Genomic DNA, 23,373 nt, shown 5'->3' with positions numbered 1-23,373 from the left:
TGAAGTTCGAGGGTCAATAGGCGTGGCCGCGTTCTTCGCGGATGGCCGCGGCATCGACCTTGCCCCACAGCACGTGGTAGACCCAACTGGTGTAGGCCACGATGATCGGGATGAACACCGCGGTCACCACCAACATGATGAAGAGCGTGAGGTGGCTGGAGGAGGAATCCCACACGGTGAGGCTGGCGCGCGGGTCGATCGACGAGGGCAGGATGAAGGGGAACATGGCCGCGCCCACGCTGAGGATGATGCCAGCGATGGAGAGCGCGCTGGCCAGCAGCGTGAGCAGTTCACGCCGCAAGCGCATGCCCAAGCCAGCGAGCATCGCGCCCACCAGACCCAAGGCCGGCGCCGACCAGAGCCAAGCGTTGGCCAGGTAGTTCGCCAACCAGGCGCCATGTTGCAGCGCGGCCGTCTTGCGCATCGGATTTGACGGTCCGTCCGTGGCCAAATCACTGGTCACGACATAACCGTCGATCCAGCGCCAAAGTGCGAAGCCGGCCAGGGCGTAAAGCACCATGGTGGCCAGGGCTGCCCAAGCGCCGTAGCGTCGGGCGCGGTCTGACACCGCATCGGTGGTCTTGAGTTGCAGCCATGCCGCTCCGTGCATGATCAGCATCGCCACGGAGACCAATCCGCACAACAGGGCAAAGGGGTTGAGCAAGGCCCAGAAGGAGCCATCGTAGAAGATGTGCATGTCGTCCGAGAAGCGGAATGGCACACCTTGCAGCACATTGCCCACGGCCACACCGAAGATCAACGCGGGCACCAGGCCGGTGAAGAACAACACCCCATCCCAGCGGGCGCGCCAATGTGCGTCCTCTCGCTTGCTGCGGAACTTGAAGGCCACCGGCCGAAGGATCAGGCCCACCAGCACGACGAACATCGCCATGTAAAAGCCAGAGAATGAAACGGCATACAGCTGCGGCCATGCGGCGAAGATCGCACCGCCGCCCAGGATCAGCCAGACCTGGTTGCCTTCCCAGATTGGACCGACGCTGTTGATGATCACCCGACGCTCGACATCGTTTCGGCCGGCAAAGGGCAGCAGCATGGCCGCGCCCAGGTCAAAGCCGTCCGTGATGGCAAAGCCGACCAGCAACACGCCGATCAGCAGCCACCAGGTCATGCGCAGGATTTCGTAGGAAAGGAGTTCGTGCAGGATCATGGCGTGCTCCGGTTCAGTTTGAGGTGGGCAATGGCGACACGGGATCGAACTGCGGGCCTTGGCGAATCGCCTTGAGCATCAACTTCATCTCGATGACGAGCAGCGTCGTGTAGATGGCGACGAAGCCGACGATGGTCAACAGCAGCGTGGTCGCACCCAGATTGGAGACGGCCACGGCTGTCGGCAGCACACCTTCGATCACCCAGGGCTGACGACCGACCTCGGCCACGATCCAGCCACATTCGGCCGCGATCCAAGGCAGCGGAATGGCGAACACCGCGACCTTGAGCAACCAGCGATGCGCGTCGAGCCGACGGCGCGCAGAGAGCACGAAGAAGGTGGCCGTCAGGGCGATGAAGAACAGGCCCAAGGCCACCATGATTCGGAACGACCAGTAGAGCGGCGCGACGGCAGGCACCGTGTCCCAGGCGGCCTGAGCAATCTGCGCCGGCGTGGCCTGGCGCGGATCATCCACATACCGCTTGAGCAACAGCGCGTAGCCCATCGAGTGGCCATTCGTTTCGAAGGCCTCGCGCGCCGCGGGAGGAATGGCGGCATCACCACCGGCGGCGCGGATGATCTGCAGCGCATCGTAGGCTTTGATGCCCTCGTGAATGCGCACTTCGGCCAGCTTGACGAGGTCCTCGATGCCCGGGATTTCAGTGGTGAGTGACCGCGTGCCGATCAGCCCCATCACGGCCGGAATGTGCACCGCGAAATGCGTCTCCCGCGCTTCCTGGTCAGGAAAACCGAAGACCGTGAAGGCGGCCGGTGCCGGCTCGGTCTTCCACATGGCTTCGATCGAGGCCAGCTTCATCTTCTGATGTTCGGTCGACAGGTAACCGCTCTCATCGCCCAACACCACCACCGACAGCGAGGCCGCCAGGCCGAAGGAAGCGGCCACCGTCATCGAGCGTTTGGCGAGCTGCAAGTGCGCGCCACGCAGCATGTAGAAGGCCGACACGCCCAGCACGAAGATCGCCGCCACCGTGTAGCCCGCCGACACCGTGTGAACGAACTTGGCCTGGGCCACCGGGTTGGTGAGCACGGCGAAAAAGTCGGTCACTTCCATGCGCATGGTCTGCGGGTTGAACGCCGCGCCGACCGGGTTCTGCATCCAGCCATTGGCGATGAGGATCCACAGCGCCGAGAAGTTGGAGCCGATGGCAACCGCCCAGGTGGTCATCAGGTGGCCCACCTTGGAGAGCTTGTCCCAACCGAAGAAGAACAGGCCGACGAACGTGGCCTCCAGGAAGAAGGCCATCAACCCTTCGATGGCCAGCGGCGCCCCGAAGATGTCACCGACATAGTGACTGTAATAGCTCCAGTTCATGCCGAACTGGAACTCCATGACGATCCCCGTGGCCACGCCCATCGCGAAGTTGATGCCGAAGAGCACGCCCCAGAATTTGGTCATGTCGCGCCAGACCACGCGCCCGGTCATCACGTAGACCGTCTCCATGATCGCCAAGATCACGGACAGGCCAATGGTCAGGGGCACGAATAGGAAGTGGTAGAGCGCGGTGAGCGCGAACTGCAGTCGCGACAGCGCGACGATGTCAAGGTCCATGGGGTTCTCCTGTCGGGTGTTCCGGGTCTGGTGTCTGCGTGGATCAGTCGGGACGCAGCGCGTCGAGCGCCGCATCGAATGCGGGGTTGCCACGCCGGACGTCGGCCACGATGCGACCGCCCTCAAGCACGACGATGCGGTCGGCCAGCGCGGCCTCTCGGCGCAAGTGCGTCGCGATCAGCAGGCCCCGGCCCGCCGCGTGCGCGGCCAAGCGCTGCAGCACGTCATGGGCGGTCCGCGCGTCAAGCGCCTCCGTCGGCTCGTCGAGCAACCAAAAGCGTGGGCGGCGCAACAGCAGCCGGGCCAGGGCCAGTCGGCGCGACTGGCCGCCAGAAAGCCCGAGACCGCCTTCGCCGAGCCGCGTGTCCAGTGTTTGTGCCATCGCGCGCACGTCGCTCGCGAGGCCAGCCTCGTCCAGCACCGCCCACAGGCGCGCGTCATCAGCTGACAAGTCGGCCAGGCGCAGGTTGTCGCGCAGGCTGTCCTGGAACAACTCGGTGCGCTGCGTGAGCAGGCTCAGTGGCGGCCGTTCGAGTCGGCCTGCCAGCGGCTTGAGTTCGCCGACCATCACGGCCAGCAGCGTGGATTTGCCTGCGCCGCTGGGACCGACCACTGCGACACGTTCGCCCAGGCGCAAGGTCAGCGTCACATCTTGTAATGCGATGGCCGAACTGCCGGGATGGGCCGCGCACACGCCGCGAAGGCACAGCACCTCGTGCTGACCGCCCGACGGGTCGGGTGCAGCACCGTTGGGCGGTGCGACCAGCAAAGGCGCCAGCCGACGCGCGGCCAGCCAGGTGCGCCCGGCTTCGAGCGCACCTCGGCGCAGAGCAGCGAAGGGCTCCAGTGCGGTCAACGCCACGAGCAAGGCCAGTGCGGCGGCTGGCGCCCCAATGATGCCCTCGTCGGCCAGCAGGCCCACGGCCAGCAGCACGGCCACCAGCGTCAGCGTGCCCGCCGCGCCGTACGCCACGCCGGCGCCGGTCTCCAGCCGGTGAAGCGCCAGGTCCGCCTTCATCAGGCGATTGTCGGCCGCAGCCAGCGCCTCGCATTGAGCGCTCTGCCGGCCGGCCATGACCAATTCAGTCTGCCCCGCCACGAGGTCGACCGCACGCGAGCGCAGCGCTTCGATGGCGTGGGCGCGCCGCACGGAAGGCGCTTGCGCCCGGCGTGCGGTGACCGCCGCGATGCCCCAGCCCGCACCGACCAGCCAGAGCGCCAGCAGCATCCCCAGCCACACGTGCATGAAGCCCAGCACCACACCGGCGAGCAAAGCCGCGCCAAGAGCAGCGGCGACAGGCACCAGCAAGCGAAGGTACACGGTCTCCAGCGCGTCGATGTCGGCGGTCAGGCGGAACAACAGGCGTGCGGGCCGGGCCAGCAACTGGTGCGCAGCCTCGGGCCGTGCCCAGCCCCGGAACAGGCGCTCACGCAGTGCGGCCAAGGCCGCGAAGGTGGCGTCGTGGGTCACCAGCCGCTCGCCGTAGCGTGCTCCGGTTCGGCCGATGGCCAACAGCCGGATGCCGGCCGAGGGCATGAACACGTCGAAGCCGATGGCGGTGCTGGCCTGCATCCCGGCCAAGGCCGTGGCGGTGATGAACCATCCCGACAGGCCGAGCAGTGCCATGCCCATGAGCACCGTGAGCGAGGCCAAAGCGGCGCCCAGCGCCAACTGCCGTGCCTGCATACCCAGCAACGCCCCCATCACCAGCCGGAGATCGCCTGTGAGCTTCTTCATGCCACCGCCAGGTCCGCGAGGGGCTGGGCAGGGGCCATCGCCCCCGAAGCCGCGCCACCAAGCTGAATCACGCGGCCCATCCGGGCGGCGAGCATGGGATCGTGCGTGGCCACGATCAAGGTCCTGCCCTGGGCCAGCGTGATCAACGCGTCGACCACACGGGACGCGGTCGCGGCGTCCAGGTGGGCGGTGGGCTCGTCAACCAACAGCAGGTCGGCCTCGGGTTGCAGGGCCAGCCTGGCAAGGGCCAGCCGCACGATTTCGCCGCCCGACAAGCCCGCGCCCCCTTCGCCCAGCGCCACGCCCGGATGCGCCTGCGTGACATCCTCCAAAGAGGCGAAGCGCATGGCCGCCGCCACCGGCATGGCATCCATGCCTCGGCGCCCCATCGTCACATTGGCCCGCACCGAGCCGGCGAACACGTGTGGCTTCTGTCCCATCCAGGCCATGCGCCCACGCAAGGCGGCGGCCGTGGCGTCGGACATCGCTACGCCGCCGATCCGGATAACGCCCTGGGACGATGGCAGCAGCCCCGCGATCAGGCCCAAGAGCGATGTCTTGCCACCGCCGCTGGGCGCGAGCAGCGCGACCTGCTCACCAGCGGCGATTTGCAGGTCGAAGCCCTCGAACACCGGAGACTGGCCAGGGTAGGCAAACCGCAGCCCTTGGATGGCCAAGGCCGGCGGGTCGGCCGACACCTCGCCGGACAACGCGGCCGTGGGCAGCACGGCGCCCAGCAAGGGCACGCCGCCCTGCGCCAGGCTGTCCAGCGATGCGAGGGCGGCCTCACCAGCCGCGCGGTCGTGCCACACGGCTGACAGTTCCCGCAGGGGCTCGAAGAAGGCCGGTGCGAGCAGCAGAATGAACAAGCCCTCGCCCAAACTCAAACGCTGCCCCCATGCGCCAAAGCCCAGCATGCCCAACAGGTGAAAGCCCACATAGGCCGCGACCATCGCCACGCCCAACGCGGAGAACAATTCCAGCACCGCGGAAGAGAGGAAGGCGATGCGAAGCACGGCCATGGTCCGGTGCCGCAACGACTGCGCCGCCTCGCCCAGCCGCAGCGCGGTCGCGTCCACGGCATCCAGCGCGCGCAAGGTCGCCAGGCCACGCAGCCGGTCGAGCAGGAAGGCGTTCATGCCGCCCACTTCCACCATGTGTGCTTCGCTGGCGGCCTTGGCACGCCAGCCAACGATCACCATGAACAATGGGATCAGCGGGGCCGCCACGAGCAGGACCAGGGCCGCGACCCAGGACCACCATGCGACCACCATCAGGATGACCGGCGGCACAAAGGTCGTGCGCCAACGCGCCTGCCCATACCGAACGAGATAAGGCATGAGCGCCTCGGCCTGTTCCGCGATCACGCTGGCCACCAGCCCCGAGGCCGGGCGATCCACGTCGAACGGTGAGCGCGCAACGATCGCGTCGGCCACCTGGCGCCGCACCACCGACAACTGAGCGCGCGCGTTCGAAAACACCCTGCGCGCACCCCATGCCTCCATGGCTGCGCGAAGCAGGCCCAGCAACAGGACGCCGAGTGCCGACAGCAGCACCGCCTTCATCCCCCGGCCATTCGCCAGACTTTGCACCGCCCACCCCAGCAGGGCCGCCTGCGGCACCCAGAGCAGGGCTGCAGCACCTTGCACCACACCAGCCACACCAGAGCGCTGCAAGGCGCGCAGTGCGGCTGAAGGCGAGAGCGGGTTCATGGTTAAGTTTTTTGATTGATTGTAATTTCAGAAATTACTGAAACTACGCAATTATAAATCAGGCCGAACTTCTGCGCCAGTAGGACCGATTGCCCAACCATCGGTCATCCCACCCACGGCAGTTCCGCCTGCCGGGCGGTTTCACGACCCGGCCACGCGCATTTGGCACACCGCCGCCGAGCAGGCTGACCAATGATCAGTGGTGCTGAGGCGACGCACGCGCCAAACCGACAGGCCCAACAAACCCACCCCGAACATCACCAGGGTCGATGGTTCGGGCACGGGCGCATAGCTGGCGCCACTTTCAGCCAGGAAGCTCGCCCCCGGGGTGAGGACGGTGAGGCCCACGCGCGCCGTGTTGCCACCGTCGGTCGTCATGCTGCTCGGCGGCAAAATGCCCGCCTGGGCGGGTGGCGACATGGCGTGGGCCACGCCTGAGAGCGAGTAACGCAGCGTGATCGTGCTGCCCGCAGCCGCGCGGTAGGTTCGCTGGGCACTCAGCACTTCGCTGCGGCCCAGCGGTGGTGCCATGCCAAAGTACGTGCCAGCACTCACCCCCGACGAGTACGACTGCCCTTCCAGGGGCAGGTAGTTGGAGCCGCCCAGTTCGGCCTCCAGCCAGCCTCGTGATCGGCTGGTCCCGGCAAAGCTGCCGTGCAGGTTCAGCGACAGGTTGAACTCAACCCATTCCACGCCCGCTGGCGCGGTGAAGGTGACCTTGTCTTCGGCGAAGGCCATCGCCGTGACAATCGAATCCCAGCCTTCATAGCCCCCGTAGTTGTCGCTGCCCCGCGTGGCGGCGGTGGCAAAAACATGCAAGGCGCCAAAATCCGCGAACACCGAGTAGCCGGCCTGGCCCCAGTAGGCATTCGCGTATTGAGTGGCGGTGCTGGTGCCGTCCTGATAAGGCCGGTAGTCGCTCACATTGATGACATCAACGCCGAAGCCGGCGGCGGCTGAGGCCTGGATGGAGGTCTGGGCCGCCACCGCTGCGCCGCCACACAGCGCCAGCGCGGTGGCGCCGATGATGGATTTGGCGTGGTCAAACAAGGGGCGTGTCGAGCGTTTCATGGGGAGCATCCTTTGGGTCGGGTCAGCAACGATCACATTGATTTTGCTGGCCACCCCCCGATCAGCGCCATCCCTATGAATGCAGTCCATCCTGGCGCGGTGAATAAACCGAAACCGGCCACTGCGCCATGTGCGCCAGCAAAGCCTCCAGCGCCAGGCGCACCTTGGCGGGCTGCGCGCCACGCTGCGGAGTCAAGGCGTAGACCGGCAAGGGCGGCAGTGACCAGCCCGGCAGCACGGGCACCACGCGGCCTTCGCGCAGGGTGTCGACCGTGTCGTGTGCGGCCAGCACGGCCACACCCATGCCCGCCTCGCACATGTGCTGCACCCAGGATTGGCTGTTGCTGCTCAGGCGATTGCGCCAGGCAGGTTTGACGGCCACGGCCAGGCCTGACGGGTCCAGCAGGTTCAAGTGCGAGGCCACCCGGCCCGTGTTGAGCAGCACGGCATCGTGGTGGGCCAGGTCGTCGGGGTGGACCGGGATGCCGTGGCGCGTGAGGTAGCCCGGCGCCGCGCACAGCTGCATGCGCAGGTGGCCCAGCGGCTGTGCCACCCAGTTTGAATCGGGCAGGCGGCCAAAGCGCAGGGCCAGGTCCACGCGCTCGGCCACCAGGTCGGTATAGGCATCGTCGGCCAGCAGGTGCAGGCACAGCTGGGGATGGTGGTGAAGCAAAGGCTGCAAGGCCTCGCCCAGCACACGCGCGAAACCGGCGGGCGCGGTCATGCGCAATTCACCCACGGGCGCGTCGCGCATTTCCAGCAAGGTCTGGCCAGCGCGGCGGGCAGCGGCCACCATGTCGGCGCAGCCCTCGTGAAAACGCTGGCCCGCCGTGGTCAGGGCCATCTGACGGGTGGAACGCACCAGCAGCGTCACCCCTACCTCTTGCTCCAGCGCGCGGATGTGCTGGCTGACGGCCGAGGTGGTGGTGCCCAGCGCGCGGGCGGCACCACTGAAGGAACCCTGCTCGACCACGGCGGCGAAGGTGGCCATGCGCTTGAGTTGATCGATCACGACTGTGCAGTTTTTCTAAACAATGAAAGCCTATTCTCGGGACTTCCCCCTGGATTGTGAAGCTCTTATCGTTGAGCCATTGCAACGCAACGGAGAGATCACCATGAAGATCGCATTGATTGGCGCCACGGGTTTTGTCGGATCGGCCGTGCTGGCTGAATTGCTCAGGCGCGACCACCAGGTCACCGTGCTGGCCCGCACCCCCGGCAAACTCGCACCGGCCCCCGGACTCACCGTGGTCCAGGCTGACGCGCAGAACGCCGATGAGGTGGCCCGCGCCATCCAGGGCCAGGACGCGGTGGTCAGCGCCTACAACCCCGGTTGGTCCGTGCCCGATCTGCACGACCAGTTCCTGCGCGGCGCCCGCGCCATCGTGGCAGGCGTGAAGGCGGCCGGGGTCAAGCGGCTGCTGGTGGTGGGAGGCGCCGGCAGCTTGTTCGTGGCGCCGGGCCTGCAACTGGTGGACACGCCCGAGTTCCCCGCCGAGTGGAAGCAAGGCGCCCTGGCCGCGCGCCAGGCCCTGACCGAGTTGCAGGCCGAGTCGTCGCTGGATTGGACCTTCGTGTCGCCCCCCATCGTGCTGGAACCCGGTGAACGCACGGGCCAGTATCGGCTGGGCGGTGACGCGCCCTTGCAAGCGGCCGAAGGCGGCCCCGGGCGCATCTCCACCGCCGACCTGGCCGTGGCCATCGTGGACGAGCTGGAACAAAACCGGCATTTGAAGCAACGCTTCACGGCAGCGCACTGACGGCATCAGACAGGCCCTCAAGTCACTTACACCTTGGCCGATAAGAGTGGGGCCAAGGTGTCGTTGCAAAGGGTGCATTGCTCGACACGCAGGCCTCCACTTGAGGGACTTCATGCCAAAGCACCTGCCCACCGTCACCGCGAAGAACAGCCTTGATGCCCATGCCCATTGGGACCGGGCGCAGACCATGGCCCAGATTGGCTCGCTGGAGTTCGACTTCGTGGGCCAGACTTCCTTTGTATCGCCACGCCTGTGCGAGATGCTGGGCCAGCCCATCGGCTGGGCGCCCTCTGCCCTGGAGCTGCTGCGCCTGCACCCCGAGCATGAGCAGGACAACATCCAGCAACTGTGGCGCGGCGCCTTCAAACACCGCCGCACCCACATCCAGTACCAATGCTCGGTGATCCATGGCGGACAGACCCGCCATCTTCACTACCAGGGCGAGATCAGCTACTCCGATGACGGTGAACCCACCTGCTTGTTCGCGGTGGTGCAGGACCTGACCCAGCACAAGCGGTCCGAGACCTTGCTTCAAGCCGGCAGCAACCTCAAGGCCCTGGAAGACGCCACACCCGACACCATTGCGCACTTTGACCTGGAATGCCGACGCACCTACGTGAACCCAGCCATGCTGCGCCTGAGTGGCGTGCCGGCCGAGGCCTTTTTGGGGCGCCGCCCCACCGACGACTCCGACAGCGAACAAGCGCGCGGCCTGGAGGCCGAGTTGCGCACCTGCATGAGCGAAGGTACCCGCCGCCGCCACCTGTACACCTACTACTACTTCAATGAACGCGGCATGATCCGTGGCATCGCCGACCTGGCCATCGTGCCCACGCGCAATGCCCAAGGTGAAGTCATTGGCGCCTTCACCATCGGCCGCGACATCTCCGCCCTCAAAGAGGCGCAGAGTCAGCTGGAAGACGCGCAACGCATGGCCCGCATCGGCCACTGGAGCCTGGACCTGGTGCTCAAACAAGCCCAGATCAGCAGCGTGGGCCGCGACCTGCTGGGCCTGCCCCAAGACCAGGACTTGAGCTTCAACGACCTGCTGGACTACTTTCCCGCCGGACAGGTCAGCAGCAACGTCGAGGCCTACCGCCACGCCGTGGAACAGCAGCGCACCGAGTTCCGCCACGACCACAGCTTGACCGGCGCCAACGGCTCGCTCAATGAATTGCACAGCTGGGTTCGCATCGAGTACACGGACAAGGGCCGACCGGTCCGCGTGATGGGTGTGACGCAGGACATGACCGCCCTGCGCACCCTGGAACGCCAGACCCACCAACTGGCCTACTACGATGCCCTGACCCACCTGCCCAACCGCGCCATGCTGCGCAATGCGCTGCAACAGGCCATCTCGGATTCGACCCGCCACCAGCTGACCTTCGGCCTGGTGATCCTGGGCATCGACAACTTCCAGAAGGTGAACGACTCACTGGGCCAACCCACGGGCGACGCCTTGCTGAAAGCCATTGCCAGCCGCCTGAGCCAGCACCTGCGTGGCTACGACACGGTGGCCCGCATTGGCGGCGACGAGTTCGCCATCGTGGTGCCCAAGATCCGCCAGGCGCTGGACGTGGGCGTGACCTTGAGCCACCTGAAGAACGCCTTCCGCGTGCCCATCCACCTGGCCGACACCGAGATCATGGTGACCGCCAGCGCCGGCATCGCCGTCTTCCCCTTTGATGGTGTGGCCGCCAACGAGTTGATCGCCCACGCCGAGGCGGCCATGCACCATGCCAAGCGCTGCGGCCGCGACAACTTCCAGTACTACTCGCCCGAGCTGACCAGCAGCGCACGCGAACGCCTGAAGATCGAGAGCGACTTGCGCAAGGCCGTGGTGCGCTCGGAGCTGGAGCTGTTCTACCAACCCAAGGTGGACCTGGTGACCGGCGAGATGGTGGGTGCCGAAGCCCTGATGCGTTGGCGCCATCCCACGCGCGGCCTGGTGCCGCCCGACCAGTTCATCAGCATCGCGGAAGACACGGGCCTGATCCTGGGCATGGGCGAATGGGCCTTGCACACGGCCTTCGCGGCCACCCAGAAATGGAATGAGCACGCCGCCAAACCCCTGAAGATCGCGGTGAACCTGTCGCCCAAGCAGTTCTACAACAACGACCTGGTGGCCACGGTGTACGCCGCCATGGAGGCCACCGGCTGCAAGCCCGAATGGATCGAACTGGAGATCACCGAGAGCCTGCTGCTCAACGATCCCACCGACATCCGCGCCACCTTGCAGCGCCTGCACCACCTGGGCATCAGCATCGCCATCGACGACTTTGGCACCGGCTATTCATCGCTGAGCTACCTGGCGCGCTTCCCGGTCAACGTGCTCAAGATCGACCGCTCTTTCATCCGCGAGCTGACCACCAACTCGGACAGCGCCGCCCTGGTGCAGGCCATCATCAGCCTGGCCCGCGGCCTGCGCATGACCCTGGTGGCCGAAGGCGTGGAGACGGGCGCGCAGCGCGATGAGCTCAACGCCCTGGGCTGCGAGCTGGCGCAAGGCTACCTGTACAGCAAGCCCGTGCCGGTGGACGATTTCACCGCGCTGATGGGGAACTGGAAGCCTCCGGCTTGACAGTGCGCAGCCCCGTGATCAGGTTGTGCAGCCGCAGGCGTTGCGGGGCACTGAGGCGAGGCAAGCCGACCACCTGGGCCGTCATCTGATCAACGCTCGGCGCAGCACCCGCGCGGACCTGACCACCTTCCAGCGCGGCTTTCAACGCACGCAGTTTGAGGTCACGGCGGCTGGCCTGATGCTCGGGTGGCGAGGGCAGGTCCAGCGCGGCTTCAAGTTGCAGCAAGGCCTCGTCTGCTGCGGTGTTGTCAGCACTCAAGCCTGCACTTGATGGCGCGCCATCAGCAGCGGCCATGCGGTCCATGCGCTGGGTCAGGGCTTGCTCCCACAAGGGTGGCAACACCGGCAAGGCCGCCCAACGGTTGCGCACATCGGCATCGGCCAAGGCCTGAACAGACTCCAGCGCTTCGCACAGCATGAGCTTGGCGTGCAAGGTGTCGCAGGTGGCCTGCCACACGCGCTGAGCACTGTCGGCCACGATGGCCTGCGCGCCAGCGCGTGCAGCCCGATACCTCGACTCCAGCGCGGCGGCTTGTGCCCGGGGCGCTTCGCCCGCTTGGCGCCAGGCCGCGTCCAGCTGCTTCAAGGTGTTCGTGATGTCGACCACCGGGCTGTCGGGTGCGATGGCTTCCAGGCGCTCGATCAAGCTCACACGGGCCGCCAGGTTGGCCTGCAGGGCTTCATCGCGGGCACTGAAGGCGGCTTCACGTTGGGCATAGACGGCATCGGTCGCGGCCTTGAACTGGTCCCACAGCGAGGCCTCCAGGGGGCGCGCCAAAGGCAAGCCGCGCGCATGGGCTTGCCACTCGGCCTGCAACTCGCGCACCTGGGCCAATTGCTCGGCCGGGTGCAGTCGGCCAGTTTCGGTGAGCGCCTTGGCCCGCGCGACCAGGGCTTCGCGCTCGGTTTGCGCCACGCGGCGGGCGGCTTGAAGCGGCACCTCCAGGCGCGCCACACTGGCCGCCAAACGGGCCAGCAAGGCCTTCTGCGCCTTGCGTGGCACGGTGTGCTCCACCGGGCCCAACTTGCGCCAGGCCTGGTGGAACTGGTCCAGCGCGCGGACCAGGTCTTTCCAGGGTGAGGACTCGGCAGCGGTGTCGGTGTTGGCTTCCAAGGGCGTGGCGTCCAGCGTGTCCAACAAGCCACCGCGCAATGCCAGGTTGGCCTGCCGATCGGCCTCCAACTGCGCGAGGTGGGCGGCCACCGGCAGGTAGGCAGTTTGAAGGGCCGCGTCAAAGCGCTCCCACAGCGGCTGGCTGGTGGCGGCCGCCAGGCGGTCAAGCTCTTTCCAGCGCTGGCGCAAATCGTCGATGGCCTCGGCCTGCGCCCGGGCTTGAAGCTTGGGCTCGCCCGTCTCGGTGGCCACCGTTGTGGCTTTGGCCAAGGCTTCGGCCTCCAGGACCAGGTCGTCTCGGGCCAGCCCGCCGCTCCATTGCTGCCAGCCCTTCATGCGGCCCGCTTCGGCTTGCACGGCCTGAAGGCGCGCGCGGTGCGCGGGGCCCATGCCCTCGGTGGACAAGCGGTCCAGGTTCATCAGGTGGCTTTGCACCTGCTTCAGGTGGCCATCCAGCAGCGCGGCTTCGGCTTGCTGCAAAGCGGATTCAATCAAAGCGCTGTGCTCGGCCGTGGGCGCCTTGGGTGCTTTGGGCGGCGTGGTCGTGGTCTCGGCCTCATCGGATGGCGAAACGGCCGGGCGCGTCAGTGCCTCCTGGGCCAACGCCGCCAATGCCTGCGCCTCCAGCGCTTGCGCTTGAGCCAGGGCTGCCGCTTCAGCAGCCGCAGCCGCCTCGGCCTGCGCCGCCAAGGCCGCCGCGCGCTGGTCGCTTTGCGCCTGCATGGCGGCCGACAACTGCCCCGCCAAAGCCGAGTACTCGGCCTGGTGGGCAGCCGACAGCAAGCTGGCGTCCAGCGCCTGCCAGCCCCGGTCGAACTCGACCAGGCGGTTGACCGGGATCACCGGGGCATCCAGCAAAACAGCGGCATTGCTGATCAAGGCAGTGGCGCGCTCGGCCACCTCCCGCGTGGCCTTGGCATGGGCATGGCGCTGCCGGGCCAATTGGTGCACCCGGCGATCGTGGGTGCGGAACTCGCGCTCGGCCGATTTCAACCCCGCCTCGGTGGACAAGGCCTGCACGGCGGCCAGCTTGAGGTCGGCCGTCGGCGCCTCCTTGGCCAGGATCAGCAGGGCGGCGTCATCCCCCAAAGCACGGTGCAGGCGCCCCGACCACACCGAGGCCACATTGGCGGCCGCCTGCCGGGCCGACGCGGCCGCTTCGTCACTGGCCGCAGGCAGGGCGGCGATCACGGGCGGGCTTGCTTTTTTCTTCTTGAATATCCAGCTCAACATGGTGTGGCGCGTCTCGGTCGGGCAAAAGGCCGATGGTGCCAGCGTTTTGCGCGCCGGGCCAGGGTCCTGGGCATTTCAGCCGCCCGTCACTGCCCGGCGGGCAAGGGCAGCGTCACGCACACGGTGGTGCCCTGCCCTGGCGTGGATGAGACGAGCAACTCGCCCCCCACGGCCGCCACGCGTTCGCGCATGCCGATCAGGCCGATGCCGGTGCTGCGCGGCGACCGGGTGTCAAAGCCCCGGCCATTGTCCTGGATCACCATGCGCAGGTGCCCCGTCTCTGGCAGCACGCTCAAGGTCACCGTGGTCAGCGTCGCGTCCGAATGCTTGGCGATGTTGTTGAGCGCTTCCTGCGCCACGCGGTAGGCCGGCATCGCCAGCTCGCCACGCACATCGGGAAAGCCAGGGTCCACCTGGAAGGTGAAGCGCGCTGCGGGGTGGACTTGATCGGCATGGCGCACCAGCTCTTCCACCGCCCCAGCCAGGCCCAAGGTGTCGATGACCTCCGGGCGCAGGCGCTTGACGATGTCGCGCGTGGTGGCATAGATCGACTGCGCGGCGGCCGCGATCCGGGCCGCATCGCCCTGCATCTCCGCATCACCGCACGCGCGCGCCCGCGCCACCAGGGCGCTGGCCTCCAGCCGAACCGAGATCAAGGCTGCGCCCAGGTGGTCGTGGATGTCCAGCGCGATGCGTCGCCGCTCTTCTTCGACCAGGGCATTGCTGCGCACAATGAGGCGGCGCTTGTCAGCATCGGCCTGGCGGGCCAGGTCCACCGCTTCCTGCAACTGCTGCGTGCGCTTGGCGACCTGCTGCTCCAGGTCGTGCCGCGAGGCATCCAGGGTGCTGGCCATCTGCACGATGGTCCTTTGCAGCTCACCCAGTTCGCCCTCGTGGTCGGTGGCCAGCTGCACATCGAAACGGCCCTGGCGAATGTCGCGCAGGGCGGACATGACCGAGCCCAGGATGTCGCGCAAACGCCGGGCCAGGCGAAGCCCGATCAGGCAACTCACCACGGCGGCCGCCAAGACCAGGGCGAAGGCCACCAGCAGCGCCCGGCGCTTGGATTCGAAGATGGGCGCCGGCGACATGGTGACGCGCACACTCCCCACCGTGCGCCAGGCGCCCTCCCCGGACGGCGTCGGGACGGGTTCGAACTGATCGACCTGCGGCAGCGACTCGATGCGGATCGGCACCTCGAAGGATTCAACCTCGGTAGGCTTGGACACCTGGCAGTCGGACACCACCGGCCGGGCCACCGCATCGGCGATGGCAATGCACGCGATGCTGGGATCAGCCTCGAGCATGTGACGCAGGGTCGTGCGCAGGTAAGCCGTGTTGCCCGACACGAGGCCGTACTGGCTGCTTTGCGCCAAGGCCGTCGCGACGAGTTGGCCACGCGCGGCCACGTCGCGGCGCACATCGCGCTGGGCCAGGCCAGACAGCGTGGCGGTCACCGACACGAACATGATGCTGGCCGGCAGCACGGCGATGACCAGCAGCCGGGTGGCAATGCCCCAGTGGCTCAGGAAGCGGCCCATCATCGGGGCCGCCCTGGTGCTTGTTTGCCCATCTGGCGAACCTTGTCACTCATGGGCACGCCCAGCGAGCGCGCCACGCTTTCATTGACGACGACCCGCCAGTACTGCGGAAAGCGCGGCTCAGGCAAGGGCGCGGAGCCCAACACCCCCGCGCCCTCGATCAACTCGACCAGGTCGGCCACCACGTCATCCACGGCACAGTAAGCCGTGGCCAAGGTCCCCGCCGCCACCGTGGCCGACGAGAAGCCCACCACCGGCATGCCACGGCGGTAGGTCGATTCCAGCAAGGCCCTGAGCGTGTCGGGGGTGTAGAGCGTGCTGTCCGGCACCGCCAGCAGCACTTGCGCGCCCCGCAAGCGAGTGAGTGAACGCGCCACATCGACCGAAGGCGACAGGTACTCCACCAGCAGGTCCAGGCCCACGCTGGCAGCGGCCTGCCTGAGGGGCCGCTCAAGGTAGGCAGAGGCGTCCGACAGCAGCACGCCGACGGTGACACGGCTCTCGAAGATCGCCGAGATCAATTGCAGTTGGGCCAGCGGAGAGGCTTCCGCATAGATCGCGGTGACCGTGTGGCGCTCACGCCCCGCGTCCTGGGCCACGAGTTGCCGGTAAGCCTGACTGGACGTGAGCACCGACACCAGCGGGCTTTTGAGGCCCACCTCCAGGGCTCGCCGCAAAGCCATGGGGCCGATGGACACCGTCATGGCGAGGGTCTTGCGCGCTTCGAAAGCCAAGGGATCGGCATCGGCCACCAGCGCGGGATAGCGCAGCTTCAAGGCCTGCAGGATCTGCCGCGCCGAGGCCGCCTCCGGATTGGTGATGATGCGCAACTCGCGCGAAGACCCCGACGCGGTCACCGCCGCGTTCGCGACTGGCCCGGCGCACCAATGGCCGACACCCACGCCCGCCAGCAGGCGCAGCGAATGACGGCGATTGGCATCGGTTTTCACGGCGTCAGCGCCAGCTCTAGAACGCCACACGGACCTGGCCGTGGATGCTGAACTGGCGGTTGTAGGTGGACGTGAAATAGCGGGGGCCGTCCTGGTAAGTGTTCACCGAAGGCGTGCCCAGGTAACTCAAGGTCAGCGACGCCGACCCCGGCTGCGTGCCCAGCGCGAACGCGTGCGCGATCGTCAGGTCGGTGCGTGAGTACCGCAGCTCATGGACGCCATCACCGCTGGCCATGTAGTGGGCCACCGAAGTCCGCCAGGCGTCTGACAGGGCCAGGCTCACGCCCAGGGCGCCGCTGTGGCGCGAGTACTGCACCGTCTCTTCGATGTGGCTCGCTTCGCGGTTCAGCAGGTAGCCATAGCTGGCCCAGCTTGACCACCTGTCCGAAAGGTCCCAGTTGAGCTGAAGCTCGGCACCCGTCAGTCGAACCGAGCCCGAGTTGTCCGGCGAGAAATCGGTGGCGACCAGACGCTCCGAGATCAGGCGACTCAGGCGGTCATCGAACACCCGCGCATCCAGGGTCAGGCCGATGCGCCGCAGCATGAGCAGGTAGCCCAGCTCGCGCGACCAGATCTGTTCGCTGGCCAGGCCCGACTTGGCCTGGGCGGCGGTGAACAATCGCCCCGTGGTGGAGCCATCGATCGGGACGCTCAGGTCCCTCACGGTGTAGCTCCAGTTGGCGCGCTCCTCGAACAGATCGGGGGTGCGTGTGCCCTTGGACACCACCGCCCGAATGGTCTGATGCTCCGACAGCCTCGCATTGAAGGCCAGCCTGGGCGCAAAGGTACTGCCGCTCAGCGAGTTCGACTCGCCATAGCCGCCCACGTTGGCGGTCAACCACTCGAGCGGGCGGTACTCGGCGTGCCCGAACACCCACTGCACATTGTTGCTGACCGCGCCGCCAAAGTAAGTTTCACTGCTGGCCCGTTGGTGGCGCAAGCCCAGCCCCGCCACAAAGCGCAACTGGTCGGACACCACGAAAGTGTCCTGCACCTCGACCTGGCTGCGTGATTCAGAGCCATCCTGGTTGCCTTGTCCGCAGGTCGTCATGGCCAGGCTGGCCTGCAAGCCTCCCTGGCTGATGAGGCGGGGGATGATGATGCCCAGGAGTTCCATGTCGCGAGCCGAACCTCCCGTTGGGGGCCGCCCTGCCAGAATGTCATTGACCAGCCTCGGGTTGGACTGGTACAGCTCATACACCTCAGGCCAGTAGGCCGCCTGGGGCCAGCACGACAGCCACTGTTGCTTGGCCGTTGTGGCGGCGTGCGACACATTCACCTGCACCTCATGAACCGATGACAGCGACTTGGTCCAGCGTGAGCTGAACACCGTGCTGTTGAGCTGGCGGTCTGGGGGTGTTGCCTGGAAGTTGTCGCCGATGCCGTTTTCCAGCGTGCCACCCACGTAGGCGGCCTGCATGTCCAGCGACGAACCACCCCCCAGGTCCTGCAGGGCCCGCAGGTTGAAGCGGTTCAAACTGGTGCCGTCGCGGCCGTTGGAGATGGACGAGCTGCGGTCATAGCCATGGTCGTGCCGCGAGCTGACCGTGGCCCTCACGCTGGTGGATCCCCACGTGGTCGCCAAGCGGGCGGTGCCCTCCAACAGGCCCTGCGATCCGGTGGTCACCGACACCAGGCCGCGCTCGACGTCTTTGGGGTGCTTGGTCAGGATGTTGACCACCGCCATCATCGAGTTGGGCCCATAGGAGGACGAATCCGGCCCGCGGATCACCTCGATGCGTTCAACATCGTCCAGGACCACCGGCAGCAAACTCCACTGCACCTGCGAGAACGCCGGCATGTAGGCCGACACCCCGTCGATCAACACGTTCAACCGCCGTGGGCTGAAGGCGTTGGTGCCATGAAAATTGATCCGGAACTCGTTGCCCGTGGACTTGGACACCGCCATGCCCGGCACCATGCGCAAGGCCTCCTCGATCCGGTTGATGCCATAGCGCCGCAGGGTATCGGCGGTGATGATGGTGACGCTGGCCGGCACATCGGCCAGGGACTGGCGCAAACGCGTGGGGGTGATCACCACCGGGTAACTGGCATCGCTCAGGTCGATGGTGGGTTCAATGGGCTGGGCCTGAGCCGTGCCGGTGAGAACAATGATGGCCGAAGCCATCCGGACAAGGTACTGCTTGGGATTCATGACAGGAGAGAAATACTCAGGGCTCGATGAGTCCGCACCGCACGGCCAGCAAGGTGATGTCGGCCGGGCGGTGGATGCCCAGGTGATCCTTGATCGACTGGCTGGTGGTGCTGATGGTCTTGGGCGACAGGTTCATGCGCTCGGCGATCTCCACGTTGGTGAGGCCTTGCGCCATGAGCTTGAACACCTCGACCTCGCGGGGCTGCAGCTTGGCCAGCGGTGACTCGTCGCCCCGCACGCTCATCAGGGCCAGGCGCGTGGCAATGCTGGGCATGAACACCGTTTCACCCTGGTGCACCCGGGCGATGGTGTCGGCCAGCTCGGAGGGGTCGGTGTTCTTGGTGACGAACGCCTTGGCGCCACGCTTGTACGCCTCGCGGATGACTTCGTCCTGGTCGAACTGGGTGTAGATCACGACCTTGGCAGAGGCCTGCCGCGCGAGCAGCGCCTGCAACACGTCCAGTCCGCCGATGCCGCCATCGCCGAAACGCAGGTCCAGCACCAGCACATCAGGCTGCAAGGTCATGAAAGTGTCGGCCACCGCCGGGGCATCACTGGCCGACCCCAGCACCGTCAAGCCATGGCGGGCCAGGACGCTGGTCAGCCCCTCCACGATCAAGGGGTGGTCGTCGGCAATCATCACGCTGATCTGGGTCATGGAGGCTCGTTGAATGGTCAGGGCGGTGCCCGGGATCGATGGGCCATCATTGCCACCTCAGTGGCACCAAACTACTCGATGGTCGCAGGACACCTGGGTTTGATTTCGGGTGATCGCGAGGATTCTATCGGGGCGCCATGGTGGCTGCGGGGCAAGTTGGCGTCCTGCAGTGACCACCCCCTGGTTGAGGGGCCCAACCCCAAAAGGCCATTGACAAGCCTTGAGTTTGCCACTTAGGATCACATCAGTTGCTACTTAATGGTAGTTGATGTTCATTTTTGTGGCAACTGCTCAGGGAAAAATGCCGCTGTGTTGGTTCAGCGGCATTCAAGGGGTGGAGCAGCCACGACCCGAAAGGGCACCGCAGAGTGCCGGGTCGAATCGGTGCTCCACCCGCTTTTTTTGACGCCTCAACGCGCCAGCCGGATCCACGTGGTCTTCAGGTCGGTGTACTTGTCCAGTGCATGCAGCGATTTGTCGCGCCCATTGCCCGACTGCTTGACCCCGCCAAACGGCACCGTGATGTCATCCTCGTCATATTGGTTGACGTGCACCGTGCCCACGCGCAACTCACGCGCCACGCGGTGTGCGCGGTCAAGGTGCTGGCTCCACACGCTGGCCTGCAGGCCATAGCTTGAATCGTTGGCCAGGGCCACGGCCTCGGCCTCGGTCTTGAAACGGATCACGCTCAGCACCGGCCCAAAGATCTCTTCCTGCGCGATGGTCATGTCGTTGCGCACGTGGTCGAAGATGGTGGGCTCGACGTAATAGCCACCCGACTCCTGGCGGGCGCGTTGCCCACCGATCACGCAATCGGCCCCTTGTGACTGCCCTGCGGCGATGTAGCCCAGCACGGACTGCATCTGCGCTTCATCGACCAGCGCGCCCATGGAGGTCGTGGGCGACAGTGGATCGCCGGGCTGAAAACGCGTGGTCTGGCCCGTGACGGCCGCCACCAGCACATCGGCGATCGACTCGTGCACCAGCAGGCGTGTGGGCGCGTTGCAGGATTCACCCTGGTTGTAGAACACCGAACCGGCCACGGCCTGGGCCGCCCGGTCCAGGTCGTCAAAATCCTCGAACACGATGAAGGCCGATTTGCCCCCCAGCTCGTTGAACACGCGCTTGAGGTTGCTGCGGCCCGCGTATTCCAACATCTTGCGGCCCACCCGGGTCGAGCCCGTGAAGCCCAGGGCGTCCACGTCCATGTGCAAGGCCAGCGCCTCGCCCGCCTCGTGGCCGTAACCCGGCACGACGTTGAAGACGCCTTCGGGCAGACCGGCCTGCAGGGCCAGTTCGGCCAGGCGCATGGCAGTGAGGGGTGATTTCTCAGAGGGTTTCAGGACCACGCTGTTGCCCGTGGCCAGGGCGGGCCCCAGCTTCCAGGCCGACATCAGCATGGGGTAGTTCCAGGGCACGATGGCGCCCACCACGCCCACCGGCTCGCGCTGGATCAGGGCCAGCGAATTGGCCGGGGTGGGCGCGATCTCGTCATAGACCTTGTCGATGGCCTCGGCGTACCAGGCGATGCAGCGCGCCGCGCCCGGCACGTCGGCGTCCAGGCTGGACTGGATGGGCTTGCCCATGTCCAGGGTTTCCAGCAGGGCCAGCTCGTCCTTGTTCTGCAAGATGAGTTCGGCGAAGCGTTGCAGCACGCGCTTGCGCACCGCCGGGGCCTGGCGCGACCACGCACCGCTGTCGAAACTGCGCCGCGCAGCCGCCACCGCCAGGTCGATGTCCACGGCCTGCCCCCGGCTGACCTGGGCCAGCAAGCGGCCATCAATGGGGGATCGGCATTCGAAGGTCTCACCGGCGACCGCCGCCACGCGCTGCCCGTTGACCAGGGCCCGCCCATCCGGCTTGATGTCCATGGCGCGTCGGTGCCAAGGTGAAGCCACCACAGACGGGGCGGTGTCGGGTGATGTCGTCATGCGCAGCCTCCGGTGTCAAGGTGGCCCCCACTCTAGCCCACATTCAGGCCACAATGCCCTCCATGCCAACTCCAATGAAGGCCGTGCAATGCCAGTGATCGTTGTCGCCAATCCCAAGGGAGGCGTGGGCAAATCCACCCTGTCCAGCAACATCGCGGGCCACCTGGCCCAGCAAGGTCACAGCGTCATGCTGGGCGACATCGACCGGCAGCAGTCCTCGCGGCTGTGGCTGCAGTTGCGCCCGGCCAGCCTGCCCGCCATCCAACCCTGGGAGGTGGACGAGCAGTTCGTGGCCAAGCCGCCGAAGGGCGTCACGCACGTGGTGCTGGACACGCCGGCGGGCATGCATGGCAAGCAGCTCGACGCGGTGATGAAGATCGCCGACAAGGTGATCATCCCGCTGCAGGCCAGCGTGTTCGACATCTACCCCACGCGGGAGTTCATCGCCAAGCTGCACAAGGGGCGCCGCTCCGAGAAGGTGCAGCTGGCGGTGGTGGGCAACCGCATCAAGGAGCACACCAAGGCCACCGAACACCTGCAAGAATTTTTGGCCACGCTGGACGTGCCTGTGTTGACCTTGCTGCGCGACACGCAGAACTACGCCCACCTGGCCGCCCACGGCCTGACGCTGTTCGACGTGGCGCCCACCAAGGTCGAAAAAGACCTGGAGCAGTGGGCGCCGTTGACGGCCTGGTTGAAGGGCTGAAGCCCCCAGCTTAGAAGCTGACCAGCACCGACGCGCCGATCAGCTGGTTGTTCTTCTTGTAGCTGCCGTCCTTGACATCCAGGAAGACAGGGCCGCTGGCGTGGTCGAAGCGGTACTCGAACTTGAAGGTGGTGTTCAGGTTGTAGAGGTAGCTCAGGCCGAAGGTGAGGGCGCTGCGGTTGATGCCGTGTTCGCAGCCCTCAACGCCGCCGCCAGCCAGGGTTGAGTCACAGGCCAAGGTAGCGTCTGGGCCCAGGCCATTGCGCTCATCCGCTCCGGTGTACCCCAACAAACCGCCACCGTTCTTGCGGTTGTTGATGTAGTCGGCGCGCACGGTGCCTTCCAGGCGCGGCTGGAACTTGTAGGCCGCCAGGGCCGACAGGCCCCACCATTGGGCATCGCGCAGGTCACCGGTCGAAACATCGGATGTGATCGCCGCATTGGCTTGCCGCCCAAGGCTCACCTGGCCTTGCACGGTCCAGTCGCCACGGATGAAGTAAGCGTCCAGTTCGAACAGGTCAATGCGGGTGTCTTTGGCGGAGTAATCAAGCGTCGAGATCGGGTTGATCGTCACATTGCCATCGTCATCCAAGGGGCGGAAATTGGCCGCCTTGCCATGCACACCCGCAAACCCAAAGCCCTGGAACTCGCCCTTGGCATAGTCCACCCGGTAAGCCACACCGGGCGAGGTCTCTCCGGCCCCGCGCTTGCTGGCATTCACATTCGCCAGCATCACCTTGGTCAGCCACTTGCCACGGGTCACTTCCAGGCCAGCGCCGGTGTAGGCCGTGGGCAGCGTGAAGTCGAACAACAGGTTGTGCGTGATCAGCTTGTTCAGCGTGGGCTGCAGATACTCATAGCCTGACCAATCCGGGATCTGACCCGCGATGAAACGCGTCTGCAAATCGGTCAAAGGGATGGACACCGAGGCCTCGTGCACTGGCGAGTTGCCATCGAACACCGAGCCCACGCCCCGGTTGGGCGCCAGGGTCAGGCGCCAGCGCGAGCCACCGTCGGTCTCTTTGGTGAAGTCGATGACGGCCGCGCCAAAGTAGGAGTTGTCGTAGTTGTAGCCGTCGTCATCCACCCGGTTCAGGAACTGGAAACCGGCCCGGTCCTGGCGCTGGTTGTAGATGAAGGTCGGGTCCATGTAGCCGCTGATCTTCAGGCCCTTGAAGCCCAGCGCATCGCGCGAGTCTTCCAGCGCCTCGGTCTTGACGGTGATGCGGTTGAAGTCCTGCTGCTGTTCCACCGTCATGCCCTGCGGGGTTTCAGCGATCTTGGCGTTTTGCGCTTCCAGCTTTTTTTCCAGCTCGGCCACGCGCGACTTGAGCGCCTTCAACTCGTTGAGGATGTCTTCATTGACCCCGGCGCGGGCCAAGGTGGGGAAGGCCAGGCAGACGGCCAGAGCCACAGGCAGCAGGGCAAGTCGTGTGGGGCGAGTCATGGGCGAAACCTCCTTGAAAGATGGGATGTATTTGTTGA

At 66.2% G+C, this 23,373-nt stretch carries 16 protein-coding genes; 3 read left to right on the top strand and 13 right to left on the bottom strand.

Annotation, left to right across the window (positions count from 1 at the left end):
- Positions 1-13: 13 nt before the first annotated feature.
- The 6 genes from cydB to Q7V20_RS17965 all read right to left on the bottom strand — a co-directional run bounded on the left by cydB (position 14) and on the right by Q7V20_RS17965 (position 8,271).
- Positions 14-1,168 carry a cytochrome d ubiquinol oxidase subunit II gene (cydB, locus tag Q7V20_RS17990; RefSeq protein WP_304794381.1) on the bottom strand — a complete coding sequence of 385 codons (1,155 nt, stop codon included), beginning with the start codon at positions 1,166-1,168 and terminating at the stop codon, positions 14-16.
- Between the two features lie 13 nt (positions 1,169-1,181).
- Positions 1,182-2,738, bottom strand: coding sequence for a cytochrome ubiquinol oxidase subunit I (locus tag Q7V20_RS17985; RefSeq protein ID WP_304794379.1), 1,557 nt, complete (start codon positions 2,736-2,738; stop codon positions 1,182-1,184).
- A 43-nt stretch (positions 2,739-2,781) separates the two neighbouring features.
- Positions 2,782-4,476, bottom strand: coding sequence for an amino acid ABC transporter ATP-binding/permease protein (locus Q7V20_RS17980; protein WP_304794376.1), 1,695 nt, complete (start codon positions 4,474-4,476; stop codon positions 2,782-2,784).
- The gene (cydD, locus tag Q7V20_RS17975) at positions 4,473-6,188 is read right to left on the bottom strand and encodes a thiol reductant ABC exporter subunit CydD (RefSeq protein WP_304794373.1); all 1,716 of its coding nucleotides are present in this window, start codon (positions 6,186-6,188) and stop codon (positions 4,473-4,475) included. Before cydD ends, Q7V20_RS17980 begins: the two co-directional genes overlap by 4 nt.
- Positions 6,189-6,329: 141 nt before the next feature.
- Positions 6,330-7,259, bottom strand: coding sequence for a PEP-CTERM sorting domain-containing protein (locus Q7V20_RS17970; RefSeq protein WP_304794371.1), 930 nt, complete (start codon positions 7,257-7,259; stop codon positions 6,330-6,332).
- A gap of 73 nt (positions 7,260-7,332) precedes the next feature.
- Positions 7,333-8,271: a LysR family transcriptional regulator gene (locus tag Q7V20_RS17965; RefSeq protein ID WP_370652495.1), complete on the bottom strand. Its 939-nt coding sequence runs from the start codon at positions 8,269-8,271 to the stop codon at positions 7,333-7,335.
- Between the two features lie 103 nt (positions 8,272-8,374).
- Between Q7V20_RS17965 and Q7V20_RS17960 the strand changes: the two genes are divergently transcribed.
- Together Q7V20_RS17960 and Q7V20_RS17955 are read left to right on the top strand one after the other, a co-directional pair.
- Positions 8,375-9,019, top strand: coding sequence for an NAD(P)-dependent oxidoreductase (locus Q7V20_RS17960; RefSeq protein ID WP_304794368.1), 645 nt, complete (start codon positions 8,375-8,377; stop codon positions 9,017-9,019).
- Positions 9,020-9,131: 112 nt separating this feature from the next.
- Positions 9,132-11,600, top strand: a complete 2,469-nt coding sequence (locus tag Q7V20_RS17955; RefSeq protein WP_304794366.1) for an EAL domain-containing protein — start codon at positions 9,132-9,134, stop codon at positions 11,598-11,600.
- Here the strand turns inward: Q7V20_RS17955 and Q7V20_RS17950 are convergent.
- The 6 genes from Q7V20_RS17950 to Q7V20_RS17925 form a co-directional block, all read right to left on the bottom strand.
- Positions 11,563-13,947 carry a DUF349 domain-containing protein gene (locus Q7V20_RS17950; RefSeq protein WP_304794363.1) on the bottom strand — a complete coding sequence of 795 codons (2,385 nt, stop codon included), beginning with the start codon at positions 13,945-13,947 and terminating at the stop codon, positions 11,563-11,565. The two genes, Q7V20_RS17955 and Q7V20_RS17950, sit on opposite strands and share 38 nt — an antisense overlap.
- 86 nt (positions 13,948-14,033) lie before the next feature.
- Positions 14,034-15,491 carry an ATP-binding protein gene (locus Q7V20_RS17945; RefSeq protein ID WP_304794361.1) on the bottom strand — a complete coding sequence of 486 codons (1,458 nt, stop codon included), beginning with the start codon at positions 15,489-15,491 and terminating at the stop codon, positions 14,034-14,036.
- Complete coding sequence (locus Q7V20_RS17940) at positions 15,488-16,438, bottom strand: hypothetical protein (protein WP_304794358.1); 951 nt, start codon at positions 16,436-16,438, stop codon at positions 15,488-15,490. The genes Q7V20_RS17945 and Q7V20_RS17940 overlap by 4 nt, the downstream gene beginning before the upstream one ends.
- Before the next feature lie 16 nt (positions 16,439-16,454).
- The gene (locus tag Q7V20_RS17935) at positions 16,455-18,566 is read right to left on the bottom strand and encodes a TonB-dependent siderophore receptor (RefSeq protein ID WP_304794355.1); all 2,112 of its coding nucleotides are present in this window, start codon (positions 18,564-18,566) and stop codon (positions 16,455-16,457) included.
- Positions 18,567-18,609: 43 nt separating this feature from the next.
- Positions 18,610-19,251 carry a response regulator transcription factor gene (locus Q7V20_RS17930; RefSeq protein ID WP_304794352.1) on the bottom strand — a complete coding sequence of 214 codons (642 nt, stop codon included), beginning with the start codon at positions 19,249-19,251 and terminating at the stop codon, positions 18,610-18,612.
- Positions 19,252-19,661: 410 nt separating this feature from the next.
- Positions 19,662-21,182: an aldehyde dehydrogenase gene (locus tag Q7V20_RS17925; RefSeq protein ID WP_304794349.1), complete on the bottom strand. Its 1,521-nt coding sequence runs from the start codon at positions 21,180-21,182 to the stop codon at positions 19,662-19,664.
- 88 nt (positions 21,183-21,270) lie between these two features.
- Here Q7V20_RS17925 and Q7V20_RS17920 point away from each other — a divergent pair, with 88 nt between their 5' ends.
- Positions 21,271-21,888, top strand: coding sequence for a ParA family protein (locus Q7V20_RS17920; protein WP_304794346.1), 618 nt, complete (start codon positions 21,271-21,273; stop codon positions 21,886-21,888).
- A gap of 10 nt (positions 21,889-21,898) precedes the next feature.
- Here Q7V20_RS17920 and Q7V20_RS17915 read toward each other — a convergent pair whose 3' ends face one another.
- Positions 21,899-23,335, bottom strand: coding sequence for a DUF3138 family protein (locus tag Q7V20_RS17915; protein WP_304794343.1), 1,437 nt, complete (start codon positions 23,333-23,335; stop codon positions 21,899-21,901).
- Positions 23,336-23,373 lie beyond the last annotated feature (38 nt).

The organism is Aquabacterium sp., from assembly GCF_030652515.1.
Lineage (GTDB): Bacteria > Pseudomonadota > Gammaproteobacteria > Burkholderiales > Burkholderiaceae_C > Aquabacterium.
The sequence above is the reverse complement of the archived record's forward strand: the minus strand, read 5'-3'. Positions and strand labels throughout refer to the sequence as shown.